General features: G+C 70.8%; 18 protein-coding genes and 5 pseudogenes. 9 read left to right on the forward strand and 14 right to left on the reverse strand.

Going from position 1 to position 22,147, the window contains the following annotated elements; all coding sequences use genetic code 11:
• Positions 1-45 precede the first annotated feature (45 nt).
• Both BJF85_RS14970 and BJF85_RS14975 read left to right on the forward strand, forming a co-directional pair.
• On the forward strand, positions 46-1,200 hold the full coding sequence (locus BJF85_RS14970) for an HNH endonuclease signature motif containing protein (RefSeq protein ID WP_255375652.1): 1,155 nt from the start codon (positions 46-48) through the stop codon (positions 1,198-1,200).
• A 44-nt stretch (positions 1,201-1,244) separates the two neighbouring features.
• Positions 1,245-1,865 (forward strand): GyrI-like domain-containing protein, encoded by a 621-nt coding sequence (locus BJF85_RS14975; RefSeq protein ID WP_075848314.1) that lies wholly within the window; start codon positions 1,245-1,247, stop codon positions 1,863-1,865.
• 5 nt (positions 1,866-1,870) lie between these two features.
• Here the strand turns inward: BJF85_RS14975 and BJF85_RS30215 are convergent, their stop codons facing one another.
• The 8 genes and pseudogenes from BJF85_RS30215 to BJF85_RS30230 form a co-directional block, all read right to left on the reverse strand.
• A complete protein-coding gene (locus BJF85_RS30215) occupies positions 1,871-2,053 on the reverse strand; it encodes a hypothetical protein (RefSeq protein WP_255375653.1) in 183 nt (60 codons plus the stop codon).
• Complete coding sequence (locus BJF85_RS14980) at positions 2,053-2,640, reverse strand: FadR/GntR family transcriptional regulator (protein WP_369822183.1); 588 nt, start codon at positions 2,638-2,640, stop codon at positions 2,053-2,055. Before BJF85_RS14980 ends, BJF85_RS30215 begins: the two co-directional genes overlap by 1 nt.
• Positions 2,637-3,760 (reverse strand): annotated as a pseudogene (locus tag BJF85_RS14985) (3-isopropylmalate dehydrogenase). Before BJF85_RS14985 ends, BJF85_RS14980 begins: the two are co-directional and overlap by 4 nt.
• An 86-nt stretch (positions 3,761-3,846) precedes the next feature.
• Complete coding sequence (locus BJF85_RS14990) at positions 3,847-6,036, reverse strand: hydantoinase B/oxoprolinase family protein (protein ID WP_075848316.1); 2,190 nt, start codon at positions 6,034-6,036, stop codon at positions 3,847-3,849.
• Positions 6,037-6,053: 17 nt separating this feature from the next.
• Positions 6,054-6,710 carry a hypothetical protein gene (locus BJF85_RS30220; RefSeq protein ID WP_369822185.1) on the reverse strand — a complete coding sequence of 219 codons (657 nt, stop codon included), beginning with the start codon at positions 6,708-6,710 and terminating at the stop codon, positions 6,054-6,056.
• Between the two features lie 9 nt (positions 6,711-6,719).
• Positions 6,720-8,152: pseudogene (locus tag BJF85_RS14995) on the reverse strand (hydantoinase/oxoprolinase family protein); the annotation flags it as partial.
• A gap of 9 nt (positions 8,153-8,161) precedes the next feature.
• The gene (locus BJF85_RS30225; protein WP_255375655.1) at positions 8,162-8,497 is read right to left on the reverse strand and encodes an FCD domain-containing protein; all 336 of its coding nucleotides are present in this window, start codon (positions 8,495-8,497) and stop codon (positions 8,162-8,164) included.
• A 187-nt stretch (positions 8,498-8,684) separates the two neighbouring features.
• A pseudogene (locus tag BJF85_RS30230) lies at positions 8,685-9,044 on the reverse strand (GntR family transcriptional regulator); the annotation flags it as partial.
• Between the two features lie 94 nt (positions 9,045-9,138).
• Between BJF85_RS30230 and BJF85_RS15005 the strand changes: the two are divergent.
• Genes BJF85_RS15005 through BJF85_RS15015 form a run of 3 tightly spaced genes read left to right on the forward strand, consistent with a single transcriptional unit; the run spans position 9,139 to position 12,021 of the window.
• Positions 9,139-10,611 carry an aldehyde dehydrogenase family protein gene (locus BJF85_RS15005; protein WP_083666424.1) on the forward strand — a complete coding sequence of 491 codons (1,473 nt, stop codon included), beginning with the start codon at positions 9,139-9,141 and terminating at the stop codon, positions 10,609-10,611.
• Entirely contained in the window at positions 10,608-11,390 is a 783-nt protein-coding gene (locus tag BJF85_RS15010) for an SDR family NAD(P)-dependent oxidoreductase (protein WP_075848318.1), read from the forward strand. The genes BJF85_RS15005 and BJF85_RS15010 overlap by 4 nt, the downstream gene beginning before the upstream one ends.
• Positions 11,391-11,442: 52 nt before the next feature.
• Positions 11,443-12,021, forward strand: a complete 579-nt coding sequence (locus tag BJF85_RS15015) for a TetR/AcrR family transcriptional regulator (RefSeq protein ID WP_075848320.1) — start codon at positions 11,443-11,445, stop codon at positions 12,019-12,021.
• Positions 12,022-12,055: 34 nt separating this feature from the next.
• Here BJF85_RS15015 and BJF85_RS15020 read toward each other — a convergent pair whose 3' ends face one another.
• The 4 genes from BJF85_RS15020 to BJF85_RS15030 form a co-directional block, all read right to left on the reverse strand.
• Positions 12,056-13,099 (reverse strand): SDR family NAD(P)-dependent oxidoreductase, encoded by a 1,044-nt coding sequence (locus tag BJF85_RS15020; RefSeq protein ID WP_075848322.1) that lies wholly within the window; start codon positions 13,097-13,099, stop codon positions 12,056-12,058.
• Between the two features lie 58 nt (positions 13,100-13,157).
• Positions 13,158-13,520, reverse strand: coding sequence for a CGNR zinc finger domain-containing protein (locus tag BJF85_RS31480; RefSeq protein ID WP_369822184.1), 363 nt, complete (start codon positions 13,518-13,520; stop codon positions 13,158-13,160).
• On the reverse strand, positions 13,430-13,660 hold the full coding sequence (locus BJF85_RS30240; protein ID WP_255375656.1) for a hypothetical protein: 231 nt from the start codon (positions 13,658-13,660) through the stop codon (positions 13,430-13,432). The genes BJF85_RS31480 and BJF85_RS30240 overlap by 91 nt, the downstream gene beginning before the upstream one ends.
• Before the next feature lie 296 nt (positions 13,661-13,956).
• The gene (locus BJF85_RS15030) at positions 13,957-15,645 is read right to left on the reverse strand and encodes a bifunctional 3'-5' exonuclease/DNA polymerase (RefSeq protein WP_075848324.1); all 1,689 of its coding nucleotides are present in this window, start codon (positions 15,643-15,645) and stop codon (positions 13,957-13,959) included.
• A gap of 148 nt (positions 15,646-15,793) precedes the next feature.
• Here BJF85_RS15030 and BJF85_RS15035 point away from each other — a divergent pair, with 148 nt between their 5' ends.
• On the forward strand, positions 15,794-17,419 hold the full coding sequence (locus BJF85_RS15035; protein WP_075848326.1) for an acyl-CoA synthetase: 1,626 nt from the start codon (positions 15,794-15,796) through the stop codon (positions 17,417-17,419).
• A 172-nt stretch (positions 17,420-17,591) separates the two neighbouring features.
• On the opposite strand, the gene BJF85_RS15040 is transcribed toward BJF85_RS15035, so the two are convergent.
• On the reverse strand, positions 17,592-18,467 hold the full coding sequence (locus BJF85_RS15040) for a hypothetical protein (RefSeq protein ID WP_075848372.1): 876 nt from the start codon (positions 18,465-18,467) through the stop codon (positions 17,592-17,594).
• A gap of 245 nt (positions 18,468-18,712) precedes the next feature.
• Here BJF85_RS15040 and BJF85_RS15045 point away from each other — a divergent pair.
• From BJF85_RS15045 to BJF85_RS15055, 3 genes and pseudogenes are all read left to right on the forward strand, one after another.
• Positions 18,713-19,911 (forward strand): annotated as a pseudogene (locus BJF85_RS15045) (S8 family peptidase).
• 186 nt (positions 19,912-20,097) lie between these two features.
• On the forward strand, positions 20,098-20,853 hold the full coding sequence (locus BJF85_RS15050) for an SDR family oxidoreductase (protein WP_075848328.1): 756 nt from the start codon (positions 20,098-20,100) through the stop codon (positions 20,851-20,853).
• Positions 20,853-21,514 (forward strand): annotated as a pseudogene (locus BJF85_RS15055) (histidine phosphatase family protein). The gene BJF85_RS15050 and the pseudogene BJF85_RS15055 overlap by 1 nt, the downstream one beginning before the upstream one ends.
• On the opposite strand, the gene BJF85_RS15060 reads toward BJF85_RS15055, so the two are convergent.
• The gene (locus BJF85_RS15060) at positions 21,501-22,136 is read right to left on the reverse strand and encodes a TetR/AcrR family transcriptional regulator (protein ID WP_075848330.1); all 636 of its coding nucleotides are present in this window, start codon (positions 22,134-22,136) and stop codon (positions 21,501-21,503) included. The pseudogene BJF85_RS15055 and the gene BJF85_RS15060 overlap by 14 nt on opposite strands.
• Positions 22,137-22,147: the final 11 nt, after the last annotated feature.

A 22,147-nucleotide genomic window follows, 5' to 3' on the forward strand; every position in this document is an offset into this window, starting at 1 on the left:
GGTGTTGTGAGAGATGTTGAGGGGATCGTTGATGAGGCCCGTTCGGTGCTTGCTTTGCGGGCTCGGGCTGATGCTGCTGAGGTGTCGTTTCTGGCCTCGGTGGATGGTGGGTCGTCGTCGGATTCGTGGGAGCGGCGGTCGTTGGCTGAGGCGTTGGCGCCTGAGCTTCGGTTGTCGCCGCAGGGTGTGTTGGATCGGATTCATACCGCGCTGGCGTTGACGTATCGGATGCCGCGGCTGTTGCAGTCGATGAGCGAGGGGCGGGTGGATCGGTATTGCGCCGAGCGGGTGTTGAACGTTGTTGTTCCGGTTTCGGATTCCGATGCTCTTGAGGTTGATCGGCTATTGGAAGAGAAGCTTGGCCGTCTGTCTCTTACTGCGTGGCAGCCGCGGAATATGGCTTGGCATGCCTCGCAGATCGTCAAGCAAGTCGATCCAGGCGCTGAGACGGCAGCCGCTCGTATGGCTCATGAGGGGCGCAAGGTCACCCTCGATCACGGGGTCCATGCCCAGTCGCGGATCTCGGCCGACCTGCCCTCCGCCGTCGCCTCGGCTGCCTATGCCCGGGTGGATGCGATGGCGCGCAAGCTTCGCCTCTCCGACTCCTCGCGCAACCTCGACCAACTACGCGCGGACGTGTTCGCCGACCTGCTGTTGGGCAACGATCCCGGTGTCCAGGTGCCTCAGTCTGCGGCGATGGTCTATCTGCACATGCCCATCGACACCGCGCTGTCGATGTCGGAGACAGGCGCGTCGATCGACGGGATCGGACCCATCCCGGCCACCTACGCCCGCGAGATCATGACGAACCCGAAGTCGGTCTGGCGCAAGGTGTTGTGCGACCCGGCCACCGGCAACCCGGTCGACCTCGGCCGATCCTCGTATCGTCCGACTTCGACGATCCGCACACTCGTCGAGGTCCGCGACCGCATGTGCGTCGTGCCCTGGTGTCGCAGGCCCGCCCGGCACTGCGACTTCGACCACCAACAACAGTGGGCCAAGGACCAAGGCTCAACATCCACCGACAACGCCGCACCACGCTGCCGCAAGCACCACCGGCTCAAGAACGCGCCCGGCTGGATCCACTCGTACGACCCCGTCCACGGCACGTCCTCGGTCACCACACCGCTGGGCGTGACCTACACCGACAAACGCGAAACCGTCCTCGAACCACGCCCGTCGGAACCCGACAACGAGTAGGCTGACCTGCACGGACATGTCGACGGGACGCGGGGGACGGAACGGTGGACAAGGTCGACTTCAAGAAGACCATCGCGGCCTATCGCGCACGCCGCGTGCGGTTCGACGTCGTCGACGTTCCCGAGCTGCGGTACCTGATGATCGACGGGCACGGCGACCCGAACAGCTCGACGCTGTTCCGCGGCGCGGTCGAGGCGCTGTACCCCGTGGCGTACACCCTGAAATTCACCAGCAAATCGGAACTCGGCCGCGACTACGTCGTCATGCCGCTCGAAGGGCTGTGGTGGGCCGACGACATGGCTTCCTTCACCACCGCGCGCGACAAGAACCGCTGGCACTGGACACTCATGATCATGGTTCCCGAGTGGACGGACAACGCTGCCTTCGCCGCAGCCGTCGACACGGTGGCCAGGAAGCGGTCACCCGAGCGGTTGAACGACGTTCGACTGGAAACGGCGACCGAAGGGCGCTGCGTGCAAACCCTCCACGTCGGGTCGTTCGACGACGAGGCCGACGTGCTCGACCACATGCACCACACGGTCATCCCCGACCACGGCCTGCGGATGACCGGACGCCACCACGAGATCTACCTCACCGACCCACGCCGCACGCCACCCCACAAACAACGCACCATCCTCCGCCAACCCGTCGACGACGCGAGCTGACCGGGTCAATCGGACACCGTGCCGCCGCACTCGCGCACAAGATCGGCCATGACGGCGCGATCGGCGGGGGAGACGCGCTCGGCGTAATAGGCGTACAAACTCTCCCGCGCCAGACGCGACGCGGTCAGACCGTCACCCTCGGAGATGGCGGCGAACACGTCCCGATGGTGCCGGATCGACTGCAACATCAGCGCCGTACGATCGTCGCGTCGAGAATGGTGCGGGCGATCAGATCGAGAATCGCCTCGCGAATCACATCGCCGTACACCTGCACCACACGATTGCCGCCCGCCTCGGCGATCACCTCGTGGAACTCCAGATCCGCACGACTGAACGCGGCGTGATCCCGGCCCATGGACGCACGCATGCGCGCCATCGCACGCTCCATGCGCAGCAAATGGTCCTCGGTCCTCCGCGACGCCGCCAGCAGATTGGCCGACGCATCCGCGATCATGCGGAACTGCACCAGCTCCGCCAGCTCCATGCCGCCGCTCAACGTCAACATCGCGACCGACCGGCGCATCGGCTCGGTCGACACCGGCAACACCAACGGGCCCCGCGGATCGCGCGGACTGGAACGGACCAGATGCATGTTCTCCAGCACCCGCAGGCCCTCGCGTACCGACGCCCTGCCGATCCCGAACTGCTCCACCAACTCCCGCTCGCTCGGCAGCCGATCACCCGGCCGGAGCTCACCCGAGGCCATCGCACCCTGCACCCAGTCGACAACGCGCTGGAACAGGCGTTGACCGCCGGTACCGTCGCCGGCGCTCATGCGCGCGCGGGCGCGAGATCGGCCAGCGCGGTCAACAGCGAACGGCCCGCATCGGCCACCTCGATGCCGGCCGCACGGGCCGCGATGCGGTCGCCCAGCTCGTCGGTCGTCGCGCCATCCCCGGCCCGGCGAGCGCGGGCAACTCCGCCAACACCGACGCCGCGGCCGACTCCAGAGCCAGCGCGGCGTCCCGCTCGCCGAGGCCTGCCAGGCACATCGCCGCCGACAAGGCCGCCGCGGCCGGGTTCGCCTGACCCGTGCCCGCGATGTCGGGCGCCGAACCGTGCACCGGCTCGTACATGCTCGGAGCCGAACCGTGCGGATTGTGATTGGCACTCGCGGCCAACCCCAGTCCACCCTGGACAGTCGCCCCGAGGTCGCTGATGATGTCGCCGAACAGGTTGTCGGTGACCACCACGTCGAACCGCCCCGGATCCATCGGCAGGTGCAGGCACATCGCATCGGCGTGCACGTAGTCGTGCTCCACCTCCGGATAGCGGGCACCGACCTCGTCGACGACGTCCTGCCACAACCCACCCGCATGGGTGAGGATGTTCGTCTTGTGGCACAGCGTCAACCGGCCCCGCCGCGCCGCGGCCAACCGGAACGCGAACTCGACCGCCTCCGTCGTCGCGGCCGCCGTCGTCACCGAATTCTGCAGCGCGACCGCGTTCGGCGTGCCCGGATGCGACAACCCGCCGCCACCGGCGTACAGCCCCTCGGTGTTCTCCCGCACGATCACCAGGTCGCAGTTGTCCGCGGTGACACCCGAGACCGGGCTCGTCACCCCCGGGTACAGGCGCACCGGCCGCAGGTTCACCGACTGGACGAACGCGATCCGCAACGCCACGATCAACCCGCGCTCCAACACCCCCGGCGCCACCCGCGGGTCGCCGACGGCGCCCAACAGGATCGCGTCGTGCTTGCGCAGCGCCGTCAACGCCTCGTCGTCGAGCACCTCACCCGTGCGCAGATACCGCTCGGCGCCCAGATCGAAATCGGTGGTCTCGACCTCGAAACCGAAACGCCCCGCCACCGCGCGCACCCCGGCCAATGCCGCCGAGGTCACATCCGGACCGATACCGTCACCGCCGATGACCGCGAGCCGATAGCTGCGCATGCGTCGTGTTCTCCTCGTTCGTCGCTGCGGTGTGGTGCGGGCCGTCGTCCCGCACCACACCGCAGGGCATCAGTGGTGCGGCACCGTCAGGCTCGCAGGGCGAAATCGTGCCACGTCTTGCCGTCGGCCGGAACGACGTCCACCCACAGCGCCGTGACGCAGTGCGGGCAGACGTAGGCGAGCGCGCCGAGCTGCTCGTGCACGTGGACCCGGGCACCCAGGTCGTCCGGGCCGAGCGGAACCCGGCCCGCAACGGCCTCCCAGCCGCCGGTGACGTCACCGAGCACGTGCTCGCAGTGCCGGCACACCCCGACCAGCGCCTCGCCGTCGGCATGAATCCGCAACGCACCGCCCCAGATGCCGGACGGTTCGCCCGTCGGCGGCACGTCGCCGGCGGGCCGTTCGGGGGCGAGCATGCGGGCGCGGCGCGCGTCGCGGATGCTCTCCCGCTGCCGGTGCGTGCCGGACTCGTCCACGGCGCCGTCGGCGACGACGACCCCGTACAGCCGCCGGGCGGCGGACTCGCCGACCGCGCCGGAGGCGACGTCGGCCGCGACGCGCTGGGGTTCGCGCAACAGCGGGTCGCCGTAGCCGCCGCCGTTCTGGACGGTGCACTCGAACACATCGCCGCGCGCGATCCGCGCCGCCGGCGCCACACCCGGCAGCACCTGGTGGTCACCGTCCACATCGGCCAGTTCCGCGATCGGCGCGCCGGCGGCGAACCGGTCCAGCGGCGCGGCGCCGGTGACCCGTTCGAAACGGGCACACGAGCCGGGCAGTCCGCCGAACACGCCCGTCCGGTTCGGCAGCGCCACGCCGTGGGTGCCGAGCACACCGGTCACCTCGTCGGTGTCGATGGGCGTCATGGCGAACTGGACTCCGTTGCCACCGCGGAACATGCCCGCACCGCCGGAGTCCGGCACGATCCGCCGCCACAGATACAGCAGCGGATGGCGCATCTCCTGTTGCTCCACGTCACCGGCGCCGCCGGCGAGGATGACCATCGCACCGCCGGCGTCCACCCCGTCGCGGAACGAGAACGCGGGACCGCCCCACAGCAACGAGTCCATGTACATCGACGCGAACGGCTCGCCGTGCTGGTCGATCCCACCGAACTGGCTGAGCTGCCACGACCCGTCCGACGGTCCGAACGCGTAACTCTCGTACTTCTCGGAGAACGACAGCATCTTCGCGATCGCCCCGCCCGCCGAGCAGGTCGCCGTCCAGTTCGCGCCGGCCGCACCGCCGGAGACCGGCATCGGCTCGACCGCCGTGACACACAGTCCGTCGGGTGCGGTCACCTCGACCGGCCGCATCAGCCCGTGGTTCCACGGGATGTCCGACCCGAACGTGCACAGCATCAGCGTCGCCACGGCGCCCAGCAGGCCGCCGCGGGTGGTCATGCCGTACGCGGGCGACTGCGGGCTCGACTCCGAGAAGTCGAACACGATCCGGTCACCGGTCTTCTCCAGCCGACACGGCACCTGCAGCAGTTCGATGCCCTCGTCGCCGGTGCGCTCGCTGCCGTCCGGACGGTCGAGATAGGACGTGTGCTCGTAGACACCGTCGGGCAGTTCCCGCAGCATGGCGCGGAGTTCTGCCTCGGAATTGTCGAGCGAACGCGCCATCGTTGCGCGCACGGCATCGGCGCCGTAGCGGTCGCACAGTTCGTGGAAGCGCTGCTCGGCCACGCGCAATCCCGCAAGGAACGCGCGGAAGTCGTTCGCCACGGTGTCGTGCACGCGCGAGTTCAGCACGATCGTGTCCCACAGCTCCTGGTTGACGACGTCCCCGCGGATCTCGTCGCCCCGCACGATCCGGCCGGGCGGGATGCGCAAACCCTCCTGGAAGACGTCGGTCGCCGTGGTGCACCAGCTGCCCGGGTCCATGCCGCCCAGGTCGACCTGGTGGGCCATGCACCCGAGCCAGGCCACGATCTCGCCGTCGCGGAACACCGGCTTGCAGAACTGGACGTCGTTCTGGTGCATCGCCGCGAGATACGGGTCGTTGATGATGAATACGTCGCCCGGCTCGATGTCGTCGAAGCGTTCCAGGAACACCTCGATCGCCATCGATCCGGTGTAGATCGGGGTGAGCAGGTAGGTGCCGATGACGGCCATCTCACCGGAGGCGGTGTAGATGCCGAAGTTGTAGTCGGTGGCGTGCACGACGGGCGAACCGGAGACGTGCTCGACGGTCGTGGATCCCTCGGAGTTGATCGACCAGAGCTTGTGCCGGATGACCTCGTAGGTGACCGGGTCGACGGTGGTGGTCATGGCTTCGTCCTTCCGCCTCAGCGCTTCTCGATGACGATGTTGCCGAGGCCGTCCACGACGGCGCTCTGGTCGGGTCCGATCACGACGGTCGTGTCGCGCAGCTCGACGATCGCGAGACCGTCGATGCCCAGGCCCTCCCGCAGTTGCTCGATGCGATACACGGCGGCATCGCGCCACGCCCCCTGCGAGAACACCTGCCGGGTCGCCGGGGGGGCGGTCGACGAGCCGTGCGAGCCGGCGTCGACCTCGACGTGGGGGACCGGACTCGTGGCCACGACGCGGAACGTGGTGATCTCGACGCCGCCGTCGAGGAACGCGGCGCCCTTGCCGAACCGGCCTTCGTAGATGTCGACGAACCGTTCCACCATGGCGTTGACCTGCCCCGCGGTGACCGGTTCCGCGCCGATCGGCACGGTCAGCACGTGGATCTGCGCGCGGAAGCGGATCTCGACGAACGTCGCGACCGACACCGAGTCCTCGTCGGCGCCTGCGGCCACCAGGTTCCGGCGGGCGCGGCCGGCGAGCTCGCGGAACGTCGCGTCGAGCTCGTCGGGCGGCAGCGCCGCGGAATGATCGGTCGTGCCCGGCGGCGTCTGCATCGGCTTCGAGAGCTCCTCGACCATCGTCAGGTCGGAGCTGCCGATCCCGAACGCCGAATGCACCGACGCGGTCATCGGCACGACGACCTGGGGACAGCCCAGCTCGGCGCCGTAGGAGAACGCGTGCAGCGGACCGGCACCGCCGTAGGCGAACACGGCGAAATCGGCTGGGTCGTACCCCTGTTCCACCGTCACCTGCCGCACCAGGTCGGCCATCCGCGCGTCGACGATCGTCTTGATGCCCTCGGCCGCCTCCTCGACCGACAGCCCTGCGGGTTCGGCGACGTGCTCGGCGATCGCGGCGCGCGCCCGACCGACGTCGAGGCTGAGGCGGCGCCGAGGAAGTTGTCCGGGTTGAGATAGCCGAGCACGAGGTCGGCGTCGGCCACGGTGGGCCGGGTGCCGCCGGTGCCGTAGCACGCCGGCCCGGGCCGCGCGCCCGCCGATTCGGGGCCTACCTGCAGCACCCCGCCGCGCACCGAGGCGATCGACCCGGCCCCGGCGCCGATGGCGCGCACGGCTACCGACGGCAGGGCCAGCTGGTCCCGGCCGATGAGCGTGGTGTTGGCCATGACCGGCCGCCCGTCCAGGACGAGTCCGACGTCGAAACTGGTACCGCCCATGTCGGTGGTGACGATGTTGCGGTAGCCGGCCCTGGCCCCCAGCGACTGGGACGCGACGACCCCGCCGACCGGACCCGACATCACGGTCGCCGCCGGCCTGCGTTCGACGTCGGCGAAGGTGGCCAACCCGCCGTTGGACTGCATCAACAGCGGACCGGCGGCCAGCCCCGCGCCGCTCAGGGTCGATTCGAACGAGTCGAGCGACGTGCGCAGCACCGGCCGCAGGCTCGCGTTCACCGCCGTGGTGAGCGTGCGCGCGTACTCGCCGATGCGCGGCAGGAACTCCGAGGACAGCGTCACCGGCACGTCCGGGGCCTCCTCGGCGATGATCTCCGCGACGCGCCGCTCGTGGACGTCGTTGGCGAACGACCACAGCAGCGACACCGCGAACACCTCGGCACCGGCCGCGAGGAGCTCGCGCACCGCCCGGCGGACGTCGACCTCGTCGAGCGGGCAGACGACACGGCCGGCGTAGTCGAGCCGCTCGGTGACCTCCGCGGTGCGCTGCCGCGGTACCACCACGGGTTGCTTGACCAACGTGCGGAACCGTTTCGTCGCGTCCTCGTCGAGTCCGCCCGCCTTGAACCCGCGCATGATCGGCAGCGTGTCGCCGAAGCCGCGGGTCTGGATCAGGCCGACGGCGCGGCCGCGGCCCTCGAGCATCGCGTTCGTGGCGACGGTCGTGCCGTGGGCGAACACGTCGACGTCGGCGAGGAACGCCTCGAGGTCGACGCCGCGGTCCTCCGCGGCGAGCACGAGCGTGTCCAGCACGCCGCGGGCCGGATCGTCGGGCACGGTCGAGGACTTGTAGCGGCCGACGGCACCGGCCTGGTCGATGACGACCGTGTCGGTGAAGGTGCCTCCGATGTCGGAGGCGACGTGGTAGGCGGGCATACCGGCGGATCACTCCTTTGTGGCGCTGGCTGGGCTGGATCGCGCCTTCCTGGCGCGGAGTTCGGTGATGGTGGCGTCGATGTGGGCGCGGGCGAGGCGTTCGGCGTCGGGTCCGTCGCCGGCCGCGATCGCGTCGGTGATGGCGGTGTGCTGCTCGATGGCCCGCCGCGCGGTGTCGGGTTCGACGAGCGCGACGGGGGCGAACACCTGCGCGGTCATGCGCAGGATGGGTAGTTGCCCGACGACGAACTCGTTGCCGGACAGGTGCACGATGTCCTCGTGGAAGTCCACATTGGAAGCCGTGTAGTCGTGGGCGCGCCACGGATCGAGCGTGGCGCGCTGCACGTCGATGGTGCGGCGCAGCGGCCGGCCACGTCGCCGCGCGCGTTCTCGGCGACCAGCCGGGCGGCCAGTCCGTCGACGACGGCGCGCAGGGCGTAGCGTCGAGGAGCGTGTCGAGGTCGCCGGTCACCACGCGGGCGCCCTGCCCGGCGGTCACGACGACGAGGCCTTCCTGTTCGAGCATCCGCAGCGCCTCGCGCAGCGGCGTGCGGCTCACCCCGAGTTCGGCCGACAGCTGGTGTTGGCGCAGCCACGTGCCGGCGGGGTAGCGGCCGGCGTAGATGCGCTCGCGCAGGACCGACGCCGTCTCGTCGACCAGCGGTAGCGCGCGCGTGCTGCTGTCGCGGTGGGCCACATTCCTCGCCGACCTTCCTTGCTCAGCGGGCTGGATACCGTGTCTCGGAGCCTGACCCACCCGGCGGCGGGCGTCAAGCCGGGGCCGGGTGGTGCGGGTCCGACGGTGGCCGTCTGCGCAGCTACATCGCGGGTCGGAGAGTGTGGCGGGCGCCGCGTGAGCGGGTTCTTGACGTTGTCGAGCCGACTGCAGCATGCTCGGCGCGGTGCGTGCTGGTCGTACCAGCAGGCGGCGCGGACCCGAACGGCCTGCGGTATGCCTGGACGACGACGTCCGAAGGAGTGAGGGTATGGATTCCGCAGGTGTCGGGACGGGTTTCGCGGTGCCCGAGCTGCCTCCCGGACTGCCGATCGGCGACGGGTGGATGGCGGCCGAGGCGAGCGCGCCGGTCGTGTTCCCGTACGACGGATCGGTCGTGGCCGAAGGGCCGCTCGGCTCGACCGCGCACGCCGAGGCCGCACTCGACGCCGGGTTCGCGGCCCGCGGCCCCGTCCGGAAGCTCACCTCCGAGGCGCGCCGGGCGATCCTGCTGGACGTCGAGGTGGCGCTGCGCGCCCGCTCCGACGAGCTGGTCGAGCTGTTGATCGCCGAGACCGGCAAGACGCGCGCCGACTGCGGCGTCGAGGTGGCGCGGACGCTGTTCACCTGGTCGGCCACCGCCGAGGAGGTCGGCCACATCCACGGCGAGACGGTGCCGCTCGACATGCAGGCCTCGGGCGCGGGCATGATCGGGTACTGGACGCGCAGGCCGATCGGACTGGTCGTCGGGATCGCCGGGTTCAACGCGCCGCTGCTGCTGGCCAGCCACAAGATCGCGCCGTCGATCGCCGCGGGCTGCCCGGTGATCTGCAAACCGGCGCCGGCGACGCCGTTGAGCGTGCTGTGGTTGGCCGAGCTCGTGCGCGAGGCGGCCGCACGGCACGGCGCGCCGCCCGAGATCGTCCAGGTGGTGACCGGGGACGCCGAGGTCGGCAAGGCGCTGGTGACCGACGAGCGGGTGGCGGCGGTGTCGTTCACCGGCTCGGCCGAGGTCGGGCACCGAATCGCGCGGGACGCGGCACCGCGGAAGGTGCTGCTCGAACTCGGCTCGAACGCGGCGCTCGTCGTGGACTCCGACGCGGACCTCGACAAGGCCGTGGACGCCGTGCTGCGCGGCGGGTTCTACTTCAACGGCCAGGCGTGTATCGCGGTGCAACGGGTCATCGTGTGCGAGCCGGCGCGCACGGAGTTCGTGGCGCGATTGAGCGCGCGGATCGGCGAGCTGACCGTCGGCGACCCGCGGGACCCGGACACGCGGGTGGCGCCGTTGATCAACCGGGCCTCGACCGAGCGCGTCCTCGCGTGGATCGACGAGGCGCGGCGGGCCGGGGCCGTCGTGGCCCACGGCGGGTCCGTTGTGGACGGTGCGGTCGAACCAACGGTGCTGCTGGATCCGCCCGAGGACGTGCAGGCGTGGTGCGAGGAGGTCTTCGCGCCGGTGATCGCGGTGCGGACCGTGCCCGATCTGCAGGCCGGGCTGGAACTGGTGAACCGGTCGCGGTACGGACTCCACGCGAGCGTGTTCACGCGGTCGCTGGCCACGGCGTTCGCGGCGATCGAGGAACTCGACGTGGGCGGCGTGGTGATCAACGAGGTGCCCGGTTTCCGGTCGGACATCATGCCCTACGGCGGCGTGAAGGACTCCGGCGTCGGCCGGGAGGGCCCGCGGTTCGCGATCGAGGAACTGACGGTGACGCGCATGGCGATCATCCGGCCGGAATGAGAGTGGAAGGACCTGTGGTGACGGATTATTCGACGTTGTTCCGGTTGGACGGCAAGCGCGCGTTGCTGCTCGGGGCGGGCGGTATCGGCCGGGAGGCCGCGGCGGCGCTCGCCGCGCACGGCGCCGACGTGGTCTGTGCGGATCGGGATGTCGACGTGGCGACGTCCACGGCCGACGCTGCCGGCGGCCGCGCGCTCGAACTGGACCTGATGGACCCCTCGGCGGTGGAGCGGGTCGCGGCCGACGTCGACGCCGACGTCGTGGTGCTGACCGCGGCGATGAACGTGCGCAAGCGGATCGTCGACTACACGCCCGAGGATTTCGACCGGGTGGTGGGCCTGAACCTGCGCGCGACGTTCACGGTGCTGCAGGCGTTCGGACGGCGCATGATCGAGCGCGGCGCGGGCAGCATCATCGTCTTCTCGTCCGTGCGCGGGCAGGTCGTCGAACCGGGGCAGAGCGTGTACGCCGCGACGAAGGCGGGCGCGGTGCAGCTGGTCAAGACCGCGGCCGCCGAGTTCGGACCGGCGGGGGTGCGGGTCAACGCCGTCGCGCCGGGCGTGGTGGAGACACCGCTGACGAACCAGACCAAGGCCCACCCCGAGTGGTACGACGCCTACGCCGCCAAGAGCGCCCTCGGCCGGTGGTCGCAGCCGTCGGAACTCGCCGGCGCGGTGGTGTACCTGGCCTCGGACGCCTCGACGTACGTCACCGGGTCGACGGTGATGGTCGACGGCGGCTGGACCGCCGTGGACGGACGCTTCGACCCGCCCGCATGACCGGCCGGCGTGTGGACGTCGGACCGGCCGTGGGCTCGTTACGCTGAACCGGATGGCCACACGTGCGTCGGGACGCTCCACCCGGGAGGCGATACACGCGGCCGCGTCGCGCCTGTTCCGCGAACGCGGTTACGCGCGCACCCCCGTGCGGGACATCGCCGCGCTCGCCGAGGTCAACCCGGCGTTGGTGATCCGCTACTTCGGGAGCAAGGAGGAGCTGTTCCTGGAGACGATGCGGCTCACGATCGACGACGAACCGCTGCTGGACGTGCCGATCGAGCGGTTCGGCGAGCGATTCGTGAACGTCGTGCTCTCCAGCGATCAGGACATCGTGGACGTCTACCTCGCGCTGGTCCGGGGGAGTGGGGAGCAGCGGATCGCCGAGCGGCTGCGCGAGGTGCACGAGGACTCGCTCGTGGCCCCGCTGCGCACCCGGCTGTCCCGAGTGGACACCGCAGGTTGCGCGGATCCGGCGGATGCGGACCTGCGGGCGCGGATGGCGGCGGCGGTCGTCGGCGGCCTGCTGTACTCGGTATGGGTCGCCGGTGACCACACGCTCGCCCGGCAGCGGGACGCGCTCGTGCGGCGCTACGGGGCGATCGTGCAGGACATCATCACCCCGGGAGGCTGAACGTCGGCTCCGCTTCCGGCGCCGGATCGGTGCATCACTGCACCGACCAGCCTCCGTCGGAGGGCAGGATCGCGCCGTTGACGTTCACGCCGTCGTCGCTGAGCAGGAACGTGATCGACGCGGCGAGCTGGGCCGCGGTGGCGATCGGCGGGATCATCCGCAGGAACGGTCCGGTGCGCGCGCCGCCCCATTCGGACGCGCCCCCGCCGCCGGCCGCGATGCCGGTCGCCACACCGCCGGGGGCGACCGCGTTCACACGGATTCCGCGGTCGCCGTACATGAACGCCGTGTTCCTCGTCAGTCCGACGACGGCGTGCTTGGAGGCCGTGTAGGCCGCGCCCGCCGCGTTGCCCCGCAATGCGGCCTCGGAGGCGACGTTGACGATCGAGCCGCGGCCGCGTTCCAGCATCGCGGGCAGCACGGCGCGCGTGAGGCGGAAAGTGCCGTCGACGTTGACGGCGAACACGCGCCGCCAGATCTCGTCGGACGTCTCGTGCGCGGGGGAGAAGTCGTCGGTGATGCCGGCGACGTTGGCCAGGCCGTCGATCCGGCCGCCCGCCGCGGCGACGATGCGGTCGACGTCGTCGCCGCTGGTGATATCGGCCGCGACCGGCGACACGGTGTCGGCGTCGAACTCGGCGGCCAGCCGGTCGAGCCGGTCGGCGGTGATGTCGACCGCGATCACACGTCCGCCCTCGCGCGCGATGCGGGAGGCCGTCGCCCGGCCGATCCCGGAGGCGGCGCCGGTGACGACGACCGTCCGGCCCTCGAACCGTCCTTCCACGATCCGTTCCCGCCATGCCGCGGTGGCCGGTTCGTCGTCCGTAGCGTCGGCCGGGTTGGCGGGTGTCGAGCCGTTGTGGACGCGGCGCACGAGGGTTTCGACGTGGTCGTCGGTGAGTCGGCCCTGGCTGAGTTGGACCAGTTCGGACAGTGGCAGGTTGGACACGGGTGCCAGTACTTCGGGGCCGAAGCCCGATTCGCCGAGCAGTTCACGCAGCGCGGCGCCGCCCTCCGGATGGGCCAGCCATTCGCCGACCGTGCTGTCCGCGGTGACGCCCCGTGCCGCAGCGCTCATGTGGTCCTCCGTGCCCTCGACTCCCGTGCCGGCAACGCATCCCGGCCGTATCGTAAACTTAGTTTACATAGTTGGCTGCGCGACGCGCACGATGTCGCCGCACGGTTGCGCGGTTCCCGCAACGCGCACTGCAGAACCGTTGCCGCCCGTTGCGTGAGACGTCGGCGTAGACCCGGGCGCAGTCGTCCGCGTCGCACCGTCCGAGGCGGTCCATGCCACGGCTCGTCAGGTGGACAGCCGTGCCGACGGTGATCAGTGCCGCGAGCTGGCGGTCCGGTGCGATGTTGTCGTCCCGGAAATGCATATGCCAGCCCGTGCCCAGGTGATTGGTCAGTCGTGGCCGGGACGAGTACTCGGCGAGGAGTGCGTTGAGGAGTTCTGCTCGTGCCGGAGGTTCGTCGCGTCGGCGATGCATGCCCATTCGGCGAGGAACGCGTGTACCGCGCGGACCTGGCGCGCCGACGGAGCGCGGGTGAGTGCGATACAGGCATCGCTGCAGCGCTGTGCCAGGTCCGCAGGGGTGGCCGCTGGTTCGTTGACCAGCTCGGCAGCCAGGACCACCGGATCGATCGTGTAATGGTTGATATGCACAAACCCATGACAGCACGCTGGGGTCATGCTGTCACGCCACGCGGTTCACCACTGGAGCGTCGAGTCGTCCCACGCAACGAGCGAGGGACACGTTGTGTACCAACGGTGCGACTGCGGGGTGCGCCGGATGATCGCCGTCGATCTCCGGGCGCCGAGGCCGTCGCTGTTCCGTGGTCGGGTCATCGCGCCGCGGGACAACACGGCGACGCGGGACGCTGACACGGCGACGTGAGGTGCTGACACGGTGTCGTGGGGTGCTGACACGGTTACTTGGCTTCGGCGTAGGTGTCGACGACCGAGGCGGGCATGGGGAAACGCACCGGGCAGGCCGGGCCGAACACCAGTGAGGTGGTCTCGGCGACCGCCTCGCCCAGCTCGGCGACGACGGTGTCGGCGAGGTCGGCGGGGGTGTGCACGAGCACCTCGTCGTGCTGGAAGAACACCAGGTGCGCCGGCGGTGGCAACCGTCGGCGCAGGGTCGCCAGCAGCACCGCCGTCCAGTCGGCGGCGCTGGCCTGCACCACGAAGTTGCGGGTGAACCGGCCCCAGTCCCGCGACGCGCGCCGGGCCACGTCCTCGGCGCCGTCCCCGCCGGTGAGCGCCCGCCAGGCCTCCGACGGCGGTGGCGACGTGCGGCCGAGGCGCGAGCGCACGACCTCGCCGCGTTCGCCTGTCGCCGCAGCATGCTCCACATAGGACGCCGCGTCCGGGAAACGCCGCCGCAGCACCGCGAGTGTCGGGGCCGCCTCACCGGCGGTGCCGCCGTACATCGCCGAGAGCATCGCGATCTTCGCGCTCGGCCGGTACTCCGCAGCAGCGCCGGGATGCAGCTCCTCGGCCAGGCTCGTGTACAGATCCGTCGCCCCCGACACCTCGGCGAGCCGCCGGTCGCCGGACAGCGCCGCCAGGATGCGCGGTTCGAGCTGGGCCGCGTCGGCCACGACGAGCTTCCACCCAGGGTCGGCCGTGACGCAGCCGCGCAGCATGCGCGGGATCTGCAACGCGGCCCCGCCGCGGCTGGCCCACCGGCCCGACACGACCCCGCCGACGACGTACACCGGGCGGAACCGGTCGTCGCGCACCCACTGGTCCAACCACGCCCATCCGTGCGCCGAGTGCAGCCGCGCCAGCTCCTTGTACTCCAGCAGCGGCGCGACCGCGGGATGGTCCACCCGCCGCAGCACGTGTGCGCGTGCCGAGGGCACCGAGATCCCCGCCCTGCCGAACGCACGCACGACGCTCTCCGGATGGTCGGGATTGACCGGCCGGCCGAACGCCTCGTCGATCCGTTCGACGAGCGCCGCCAACACGGCGGGGCGCGATCCGGCCGGCACGCGCGGGCCGAGCAGCTCGGTCAACAGCGCGGCATGCCGTTCGGCGCGCCACGGCAGCCCGTCGGCCGACATCTCCGCCGCCGCGAGCGCGCTCGCCGATTCGGCCGCCACCAGCAGCCGCATCCTGTCGTGTTGCGCGCTGCGCGCGAGCTGATCGGCCAGCACCACGGCCGCCGCGTCCACGGCCTCGACGCCGTCGGGCAGGCCGCCGTCGCGGGGGTCGAACAGGACCGGCCGGTCGTCGAACGCCGCGTGCGGTGCGCTCTCGCGCGGAGCGGGCAACCCGCGGGCACGGGCGTGGGCCGCCGCCAGCGAGCAGGACTGTCCGTGCCGCCCCTCGGCCGCGAGCAGCAGACCTTCGACGAGCGCCAGATCGTGACAGCGGCGCACCCGCACACCCGCCTCGAGCAGCGGCCGGTAGTCGCGTTCGGCCGACGGCAGCACCCAGCGCGGCGCGTGCTCCCGTTCGATCCGCTCGGCCCGCGCCGCCACCTGCTCGGCCGACAGCCCGTCGGCGGCCACCGTGTCCCCAGTCGTGTCCCCAGCCGGGTCGCCGGCGGGGCCGTCGGGGCTGCGCACGGCGAAGCGACCGGCCCGGTCGCGGGCGACGATGACATGCACACCGGCGATTCTGCGCCACGCCGCCGACAGTTCCGTGCCCGCCGGTGAGACGTCCGTTACGCGGCGCCGACGTTCGCCCGCGCGAGGGTTGCTCCAGTTGCCCTACTAGCGGGTAGGTTATGTTCCACGAGCTCGAGGAGGTGCCCGGATGAAGTCGCCATCGGCGGTGTCGGAGCTGACCACGCGCATGGTCGAGAAGGTGCGCAGCGTCGGCGTCATGTGGAGGGCGGGCCTGGTGCCCTTTCCCCGGCTGGACGAAGCGATCCGCTCGCTCGTCCTCACCAGCCGGTACGGGCCCATCGCCGGTGCCGTGCGCATCGCCGCCCGCCGCAACCCGGGCGACATCGGACTGGTCGACGAACGCGGCCCGCTGACCTTCGCCGAGCTCGACCGGCGTTCGAACGCCCTCGCCCGCGCGTGGAGCGAACGCGGCGTCGGGCCCGGCGAGAGCATCGCGGCCCTGTGCCGCGACCACCGCGGCCTCGTGCTCACCATGCTCGCCGCGAACAAGCTCGGCGCGGCGCTGTTGCTGATGAACACCGGCTTCGCCCGGCCGCAGCTCACCGACGTCGCCCGGCGCGAGAAGGTGCGTGTGCTGGTCTACGACCAGGAGTTCACCGACCTGCTGGGCGGCATCGACGAGGTCGACCGCTACCTCGCCTGGGTCGACGACGAGGCCACAGCCGGCGGCGTGAGCACCCTCGACGCGCTGATCGACGCCGCCGACGACTCCGCCCCCGAGGCCCCGCCGAAGCCCGGGGGACTCGTGCTCCTCACCAGCGGCACCACCGGGACGCCGAAGGGCGCGCCGAGGCCGAAGATCTCCGGCCTCGACTCGGCGCAGTTCCTGGACCGCATCCCGCTGCGCGTCGGCGAGGCGACCTACATGGGCGCCCCGCTGTTCCACGGCACCGGGATCTCGCAGTTCATCCTGTCGCTCGCGTTGGGCAACACGGTGGTCGTGCGGCGCAAGTTCGACCCGGAGGAGGCGCTGCGCGGCGTCGCGCAGCACGGCTGCACAGCGCTCGTGCTCGTGCCGACGATGCTTCAGCGGATCATCGACCTCGGCCCCGACGTGATCGGCAAGTACGACACCTCCAGCCTGCGGATCGTGTTCCTGGCCGGCTCGGCCCTGCCGCCCGACATCGGCAACCGGGCCACCGAGCTGTTCGGCCCGGTGATCCACAACCTGTACGGCTCCACCGAGGTCGCCGTCGCCACCGTCGCGACCCCCGAGGACTGGGCCGCCGCACCGGGGACCGTGGGCCGGCCGCCGGTCGGCTGCCGCGTCGCGCTCTACGACGAGGCGGGCGAGCGCATCACCGCGCCGAACGTCACCGGCCGGGTGTTCGTCGGCAGCGGGCTGGCGTTCGAGGGCTACACCGACGGGCGCACCAAGGAGATCATCGACGGGCTGTTGGCCAGCGGCGACGTCGGACACCTCGACGAGAACGGTCGGCTGTTCATCGACGGCCGCGACGACGAGATGATCGTGTCCGGCGGCGAGAACGTGTACCCCATCGAGGTCGAGAACCTGCTCGTGGAGCACCCGGAGATCCTCGAGGCGGGCGTCGTCGGCGTGCCCGACGAGGAGTTCGGACAGCGGCTCAAGGCGTTCGTCGTGCGGTCGACGGGCTCCATGCTCGACGTCGAGGGCGTGCGCTCGTTCGTGCGGGACAACCTCGCCCGCTACAAGGTGCCGCGCGACGTCGAGTTCCTGGACGCGTTGCCCCGCAACGCCACCGGAAAGCTGCTGCGCAACCAGCTGTCCTGAACGGGTTCCGGGTCGCATGCGGCCCCGGAACCGGGGATGACCGCGTCGGCGTTGTACGCGTCAGCGGGTGAATCGTTCGAAAAGGACCAACAAGACCTTCGTGATGTTCCCGGTCCGGGGGAGGTCCGGACCTCGGTGAACGTCGCCTGTGTGGGTGACCAGACGAAAGTCGCTAGATCCAGCCGATTCCGAAGACGCCGGGGCCGAAGTTGGTGGCGATCGCGTGAACGCGTCCGTGTTCGTCCACGGTGAGGTCGTGCGACTCGGCCGCGCCGCCATTGTTGCGGTGCGAGTACCGCCAGCACTGCTCGGGCGGGTGCGCGGATTCGAAGTCGATTTCCAGCAGGTATTCCGGAATGGATTTCCAGAATTCACGGAAGTGGGCTTTCCGGGCGGTCGAATCCGGATCGTGCCGGTAGGTGAGCGCGTATTCCATCAAATGCGTCTCACCGGTGTCGATCGGTCGACTGAACAGCAGCTCGGCGAGCGTGAGCCCCGAGTCGCCGTCCTCCTCGATCCGGCCCACCGTGCAGTTGCGCACGGCCGACAGCACGGGCGCGACCGCGTCGATCCCGGGGGCGCCGCCGGCACCGGCGGCGCGGGGCGCGAGGCCGTCCTGGCGGTAGGCGAGCAGCCACCGGTCCTGTGCGTCGGCCTGTGCGCGGAAGACCGCCTTTGCCGTCACCGTACTGCGGCTGACCTGATCCTCCTCGGTGACCACGCAGTGGTCGTGCAGGCCGACGAGCGTCACGTCCGGCTGGCGGTCCAGACTCAGCGGCGCGCGACCGGCGTCCTCGTGCAGTCGTCGGGACGACGTGCCGCGGGGGCGTGGCGGGGGCAGCAGGCCGAGCAGGGAGCCGGTGGGCACCTCGAGGATCTCCTCGAGCGCGCGGACGGCGGAGATGGAGCCCTGACGTTCGGGCTGGCGCTTTCCGGATTGCCAGTAGCTCAGCGCCGTGACGCTGATGGCGATTCCGTGGTCCTGGAGGCGGGCCTGAATTCGGTCGAGGCCGAGTCCGCTGGTGGCGATCGCCGAACGGAGCGCCATCGAGAATGCGGTGCCGCCCACGTGAGAAATCGCCTCCGAGATGCCGTAATGGTAACGATATAGCCAATTTTAACAGAACCGTGTAACGCGTCACGCCCTGGATGCGCAGAGTGAGGACTAGACCGTTCGGAGTATCACGCGATACGGTGACCGGCCCACAACTGGTAACTGTGAATCATTGCCCAACCCTGGCTGCCCGGCTTGCATGACTCACGAACCTGCCGGGGATAACGGAAGGAATCCGAATGGGTAACTCGCGCAAGCTGAGGCGGAGCCTGAACGCAGGCGTCGTGGCCGCCGGTGTGACCGGTCTGGTCGCCGCCGGCCTGGGAACCGCCGCTGCGGCGCCGGAGGGCAAGATCCTCTCGGCGGACACGCCCAACGCGGTCGACGGCAGCTACATCGTCGTCCTGAACGACAGCCTGAACGCCTCCGCCGTGGCCTCCAAGGCCTCGGAGCTGGCCGGGAAGTTCGGCGCCGACGTCTCGTCGACCTACAACACGGTGCTGGACGGCTTCTCGCTCGAGGTGAGCGAGGCGGCGGCGAAGCGGCTCGCGGCCAACCCCGCGGTCGACTACGTCGTGCAGAACCAGCGTGTGCAGGCCGCCGAGACGCAGTCGCCGACGCCGTCCTGGGGTCTCGACCGCATCGACCAGGCGGAGCTGCCGCTGGACGACTCGTACACGTACAACACGACGGCCGACAACGTGACCGCCTACATCATCGACACCGGTGTGGACCTGGCGCACGAGGACTTCGGTGACCGGGTGCAGCCGGGTGCCGACTTCGTCGACGGCGGCGGCGACGGTGACGACCAGCAGGGTCACGGCACCCACGTGGCCGGCACGGTCGCGGGCAGCGAGTACGGCGTGGCCAAGGCGCGAGCATCGTTCCGGTGCGGGTGCTCGACGCCAACGGCTCGGGCACGACCGCCGGCGTCATCGAGGGCGTCGACTTCGTCGCCGAGGACGCCTCGGGTCCGGCCGTCGCCAACATGAGCCTGGGCGGCACCGCCGACACGGCGCTCGACGACGCCGTGCAGGGCGCCATCGACTCCGGCGTCACGTTCGTCGCGGCCGCGGGCAACGAGAGCTCCGACGCGAGCAACAGCTCGCCGGCGCGGGTCGAGGACGCCCTGACGGTGGCGGCCTCGGACGAGAGCGACGCCCAGGCGACGTTCTCCAACTACGGCTCGCTCGTGGACCTCTACGCCCCGGGCGTGGACATCACCTCGGCGTCCATGGGCGGCGGCTCGGAGGCCCTGTCGGGCACCTCGATGGCCGCTCCGCACGTGGCCGGCGCCGCGGCGCTGTACCTGGCCGACAACCCGCAGGCCACCCCGGCCGAGGTCGCGGAGGCGCTGACCTCGCAGGCCACCGAGGGTGCGATCAGCAACCCGACGGGTGAGACGCCGAACCTGCTGCTCAACACCGGCGTGGAGTGATCCGCTCCGCATAGCCGGACACGGCGGTACGAACCGGTGGCCAGCGCTCGCGTGGCGCTGGGCCACCGGCATGTCCGGGCAGATCCGGTCCGCGGCGGCCGGCCGGGGCCGCCGGTCGTGCGCTGTGCCGGTGATCTTGGGCGCCGGTCGTTCGGTGCCGGTCGGCGGCAATGGCAGAGTGCGGGAATGACCACGCGCACGAGGATTCTGATCACGGGAGCCAGTTCCGGACTCGGGGAGGGCATGGCCCGCCGGTTCGCCGCCGAGGGCAGGGACCTGGCGCTGTGCGCCCGCCGCACCGACCGGTTGGACGCGCTCGCCGCCCAGCTCACCGAACAGCACCCGACGATCCGGGTCACGACCGCAGGCCTGGACGTCAACGACCACGACGACGTCTTCACCGTCTTCCGCGCCTTCCGCGACGAACTGGGCGGTCTGGACCGCATCGTCGTCAACGCCGGCCTCGGCAAGGGGCAGCCGATCGGTACCGGCTACTTCGAGGCCAACCGCCAGACCGTCGAGACGAACATGGTCGCCGCGCTCGCGCAGTGCGAGGCGGCGATGGAGATCTTCCGCGAGCAGAACGCCGGACACCTCGTCGTCGTGTCGTCGTTCAGCGCGATCCGCGGCATGCCACGGAACATGACCGCCTACGGCGCGTCGAAGGCGGGCGTCTCGGCGCTCGCCGACGGGATCCGCGCCGACGTGCACGGCACGCCCATCCGCGTCAGCACCGTGCTGCCCGGGTTCATCGAATCGGAGATGACGTCCCGCTCCGGCGGGCGCACCCCGCTCGTGGCCGATGCCGACAGCGGCGCCGACTCACTGGTCAAGGCCATCGAATCCGAGCGCGCGACGTCCTACGTGCCGTCCTGGCCGTGGACCCCGCTGTCGGTGCTGCTCAAGGCGGTGCCGGTCGGCCTGTTCCGGAGGCTCGTCTGATGGGCGCGATCCTCCTGGTGCGGCACGGACAGGCCTCGTTCGGTTCCGCGGACTACGACCGACTCTCCGACCTCGGCCGGGAGCAGGCTCGGCTCGTGGGCGTCGAACTGGCCCGGCGGCGCGTGCGCGTCGACCACGCGTGGTGCGGATCGTTGTCCCGGCAGCGCGCCACGGCGGAACTCGCGCTCGCCGAGTGCGCACCCGACGTCGAGCTCCGGCAGGATCCGCGGTGGGACGAGTACTCCGACGCGACGTCCTCGGCGCCTACGGTGGCGGCCGACCCCAGGACGCGGGCGACCCGCGGGGGTTCCAACGCGTGCTGGAGGCCGCGTTGGCGGCCTGGACGGCGGCGGGGGAGTCGGGGCCGGAAGCCGAGTCGTGGCCCGCGTTCCGGGCGCGGACCGAACGTGCACTGGCCGACGTCGCGGGCGCACTCGGCAAGGGGCAGCAGGCGGTCGTGTTCACCTCCGGCGGCGTGATCGCCACCCTGTGCGGGGCGTTGCTGGGCAGTCCCGAGACGCACCTGGTGCCCTACAGCCGGGTCGCGGTGAACGCGGGCATCACCAAGATCGCGACGGGACGCTCCGGGCTGACGCTGGTGTCGTTCAACGAGCACGGCCACTTCGACGGCCCGGCGGCCGAGTTCGTCACCTATCGGTAGCGGTCTGCTGTCCGGCGCGGGGGATCACGTCGGACAGCAGGCTCAGCAACACCCGCGACAGCACCGTGTGCACCTGCTCGCGGTTGAGCGTCGCGCGGTCGAGCCATTCCCTGCTGGCGGCCTTGACCATGCCCGCGTAGGTGCGGATGACGGCGATCTGCTGTTCCCATCGCGGGTCGGTGGGGTCGAACCCCATGGCCTCGAGCACGAGCGTGGCGGCCTCGCGGTCGGCGTCGTCGAGGATGCGCTCGACCTCCTCGTCCCGCCCGATGCCCTCCGGCGTGATCGCGGCCAGCCACGTCTTCTGCTGCTTGCTGACCATGTCGAGGAACCAGTCGACGGCGGCGTCGGTGCGTTCGGCCAACGAACCGTCGGGCAGGGTGGTCACCGCCGACGGCGGCAGGGTCAACGTCCTGCGGACGACGGCCAGGTACAGCTCACGCTTGGTGCCGAAATAGTGGTTGATCAGGCCACGGGCCACGCCGGCGCGGGCGGCGATGTCGGCCGTGGACACCGCCGCGTACGGGCGTTCGCCGAAGAGCTCGGCCGCGCAGGCGAAGATCTCCTCCCTACGCTGGTCCGGCTCGAGCCTTCGCCATTTCGGCGCGGATTCGGCGCTCATGCGGTGCAGCT

Source organism: Saccharomonospora sp. CUA-673 (genome assembly GCF_001942305.1).
Classification (GTDB): domain Bacteria; phylum Actinomycetota; class Actinomycetes; order Mycobacteriales; family Pseudonocardiaceae; genus Prauserella.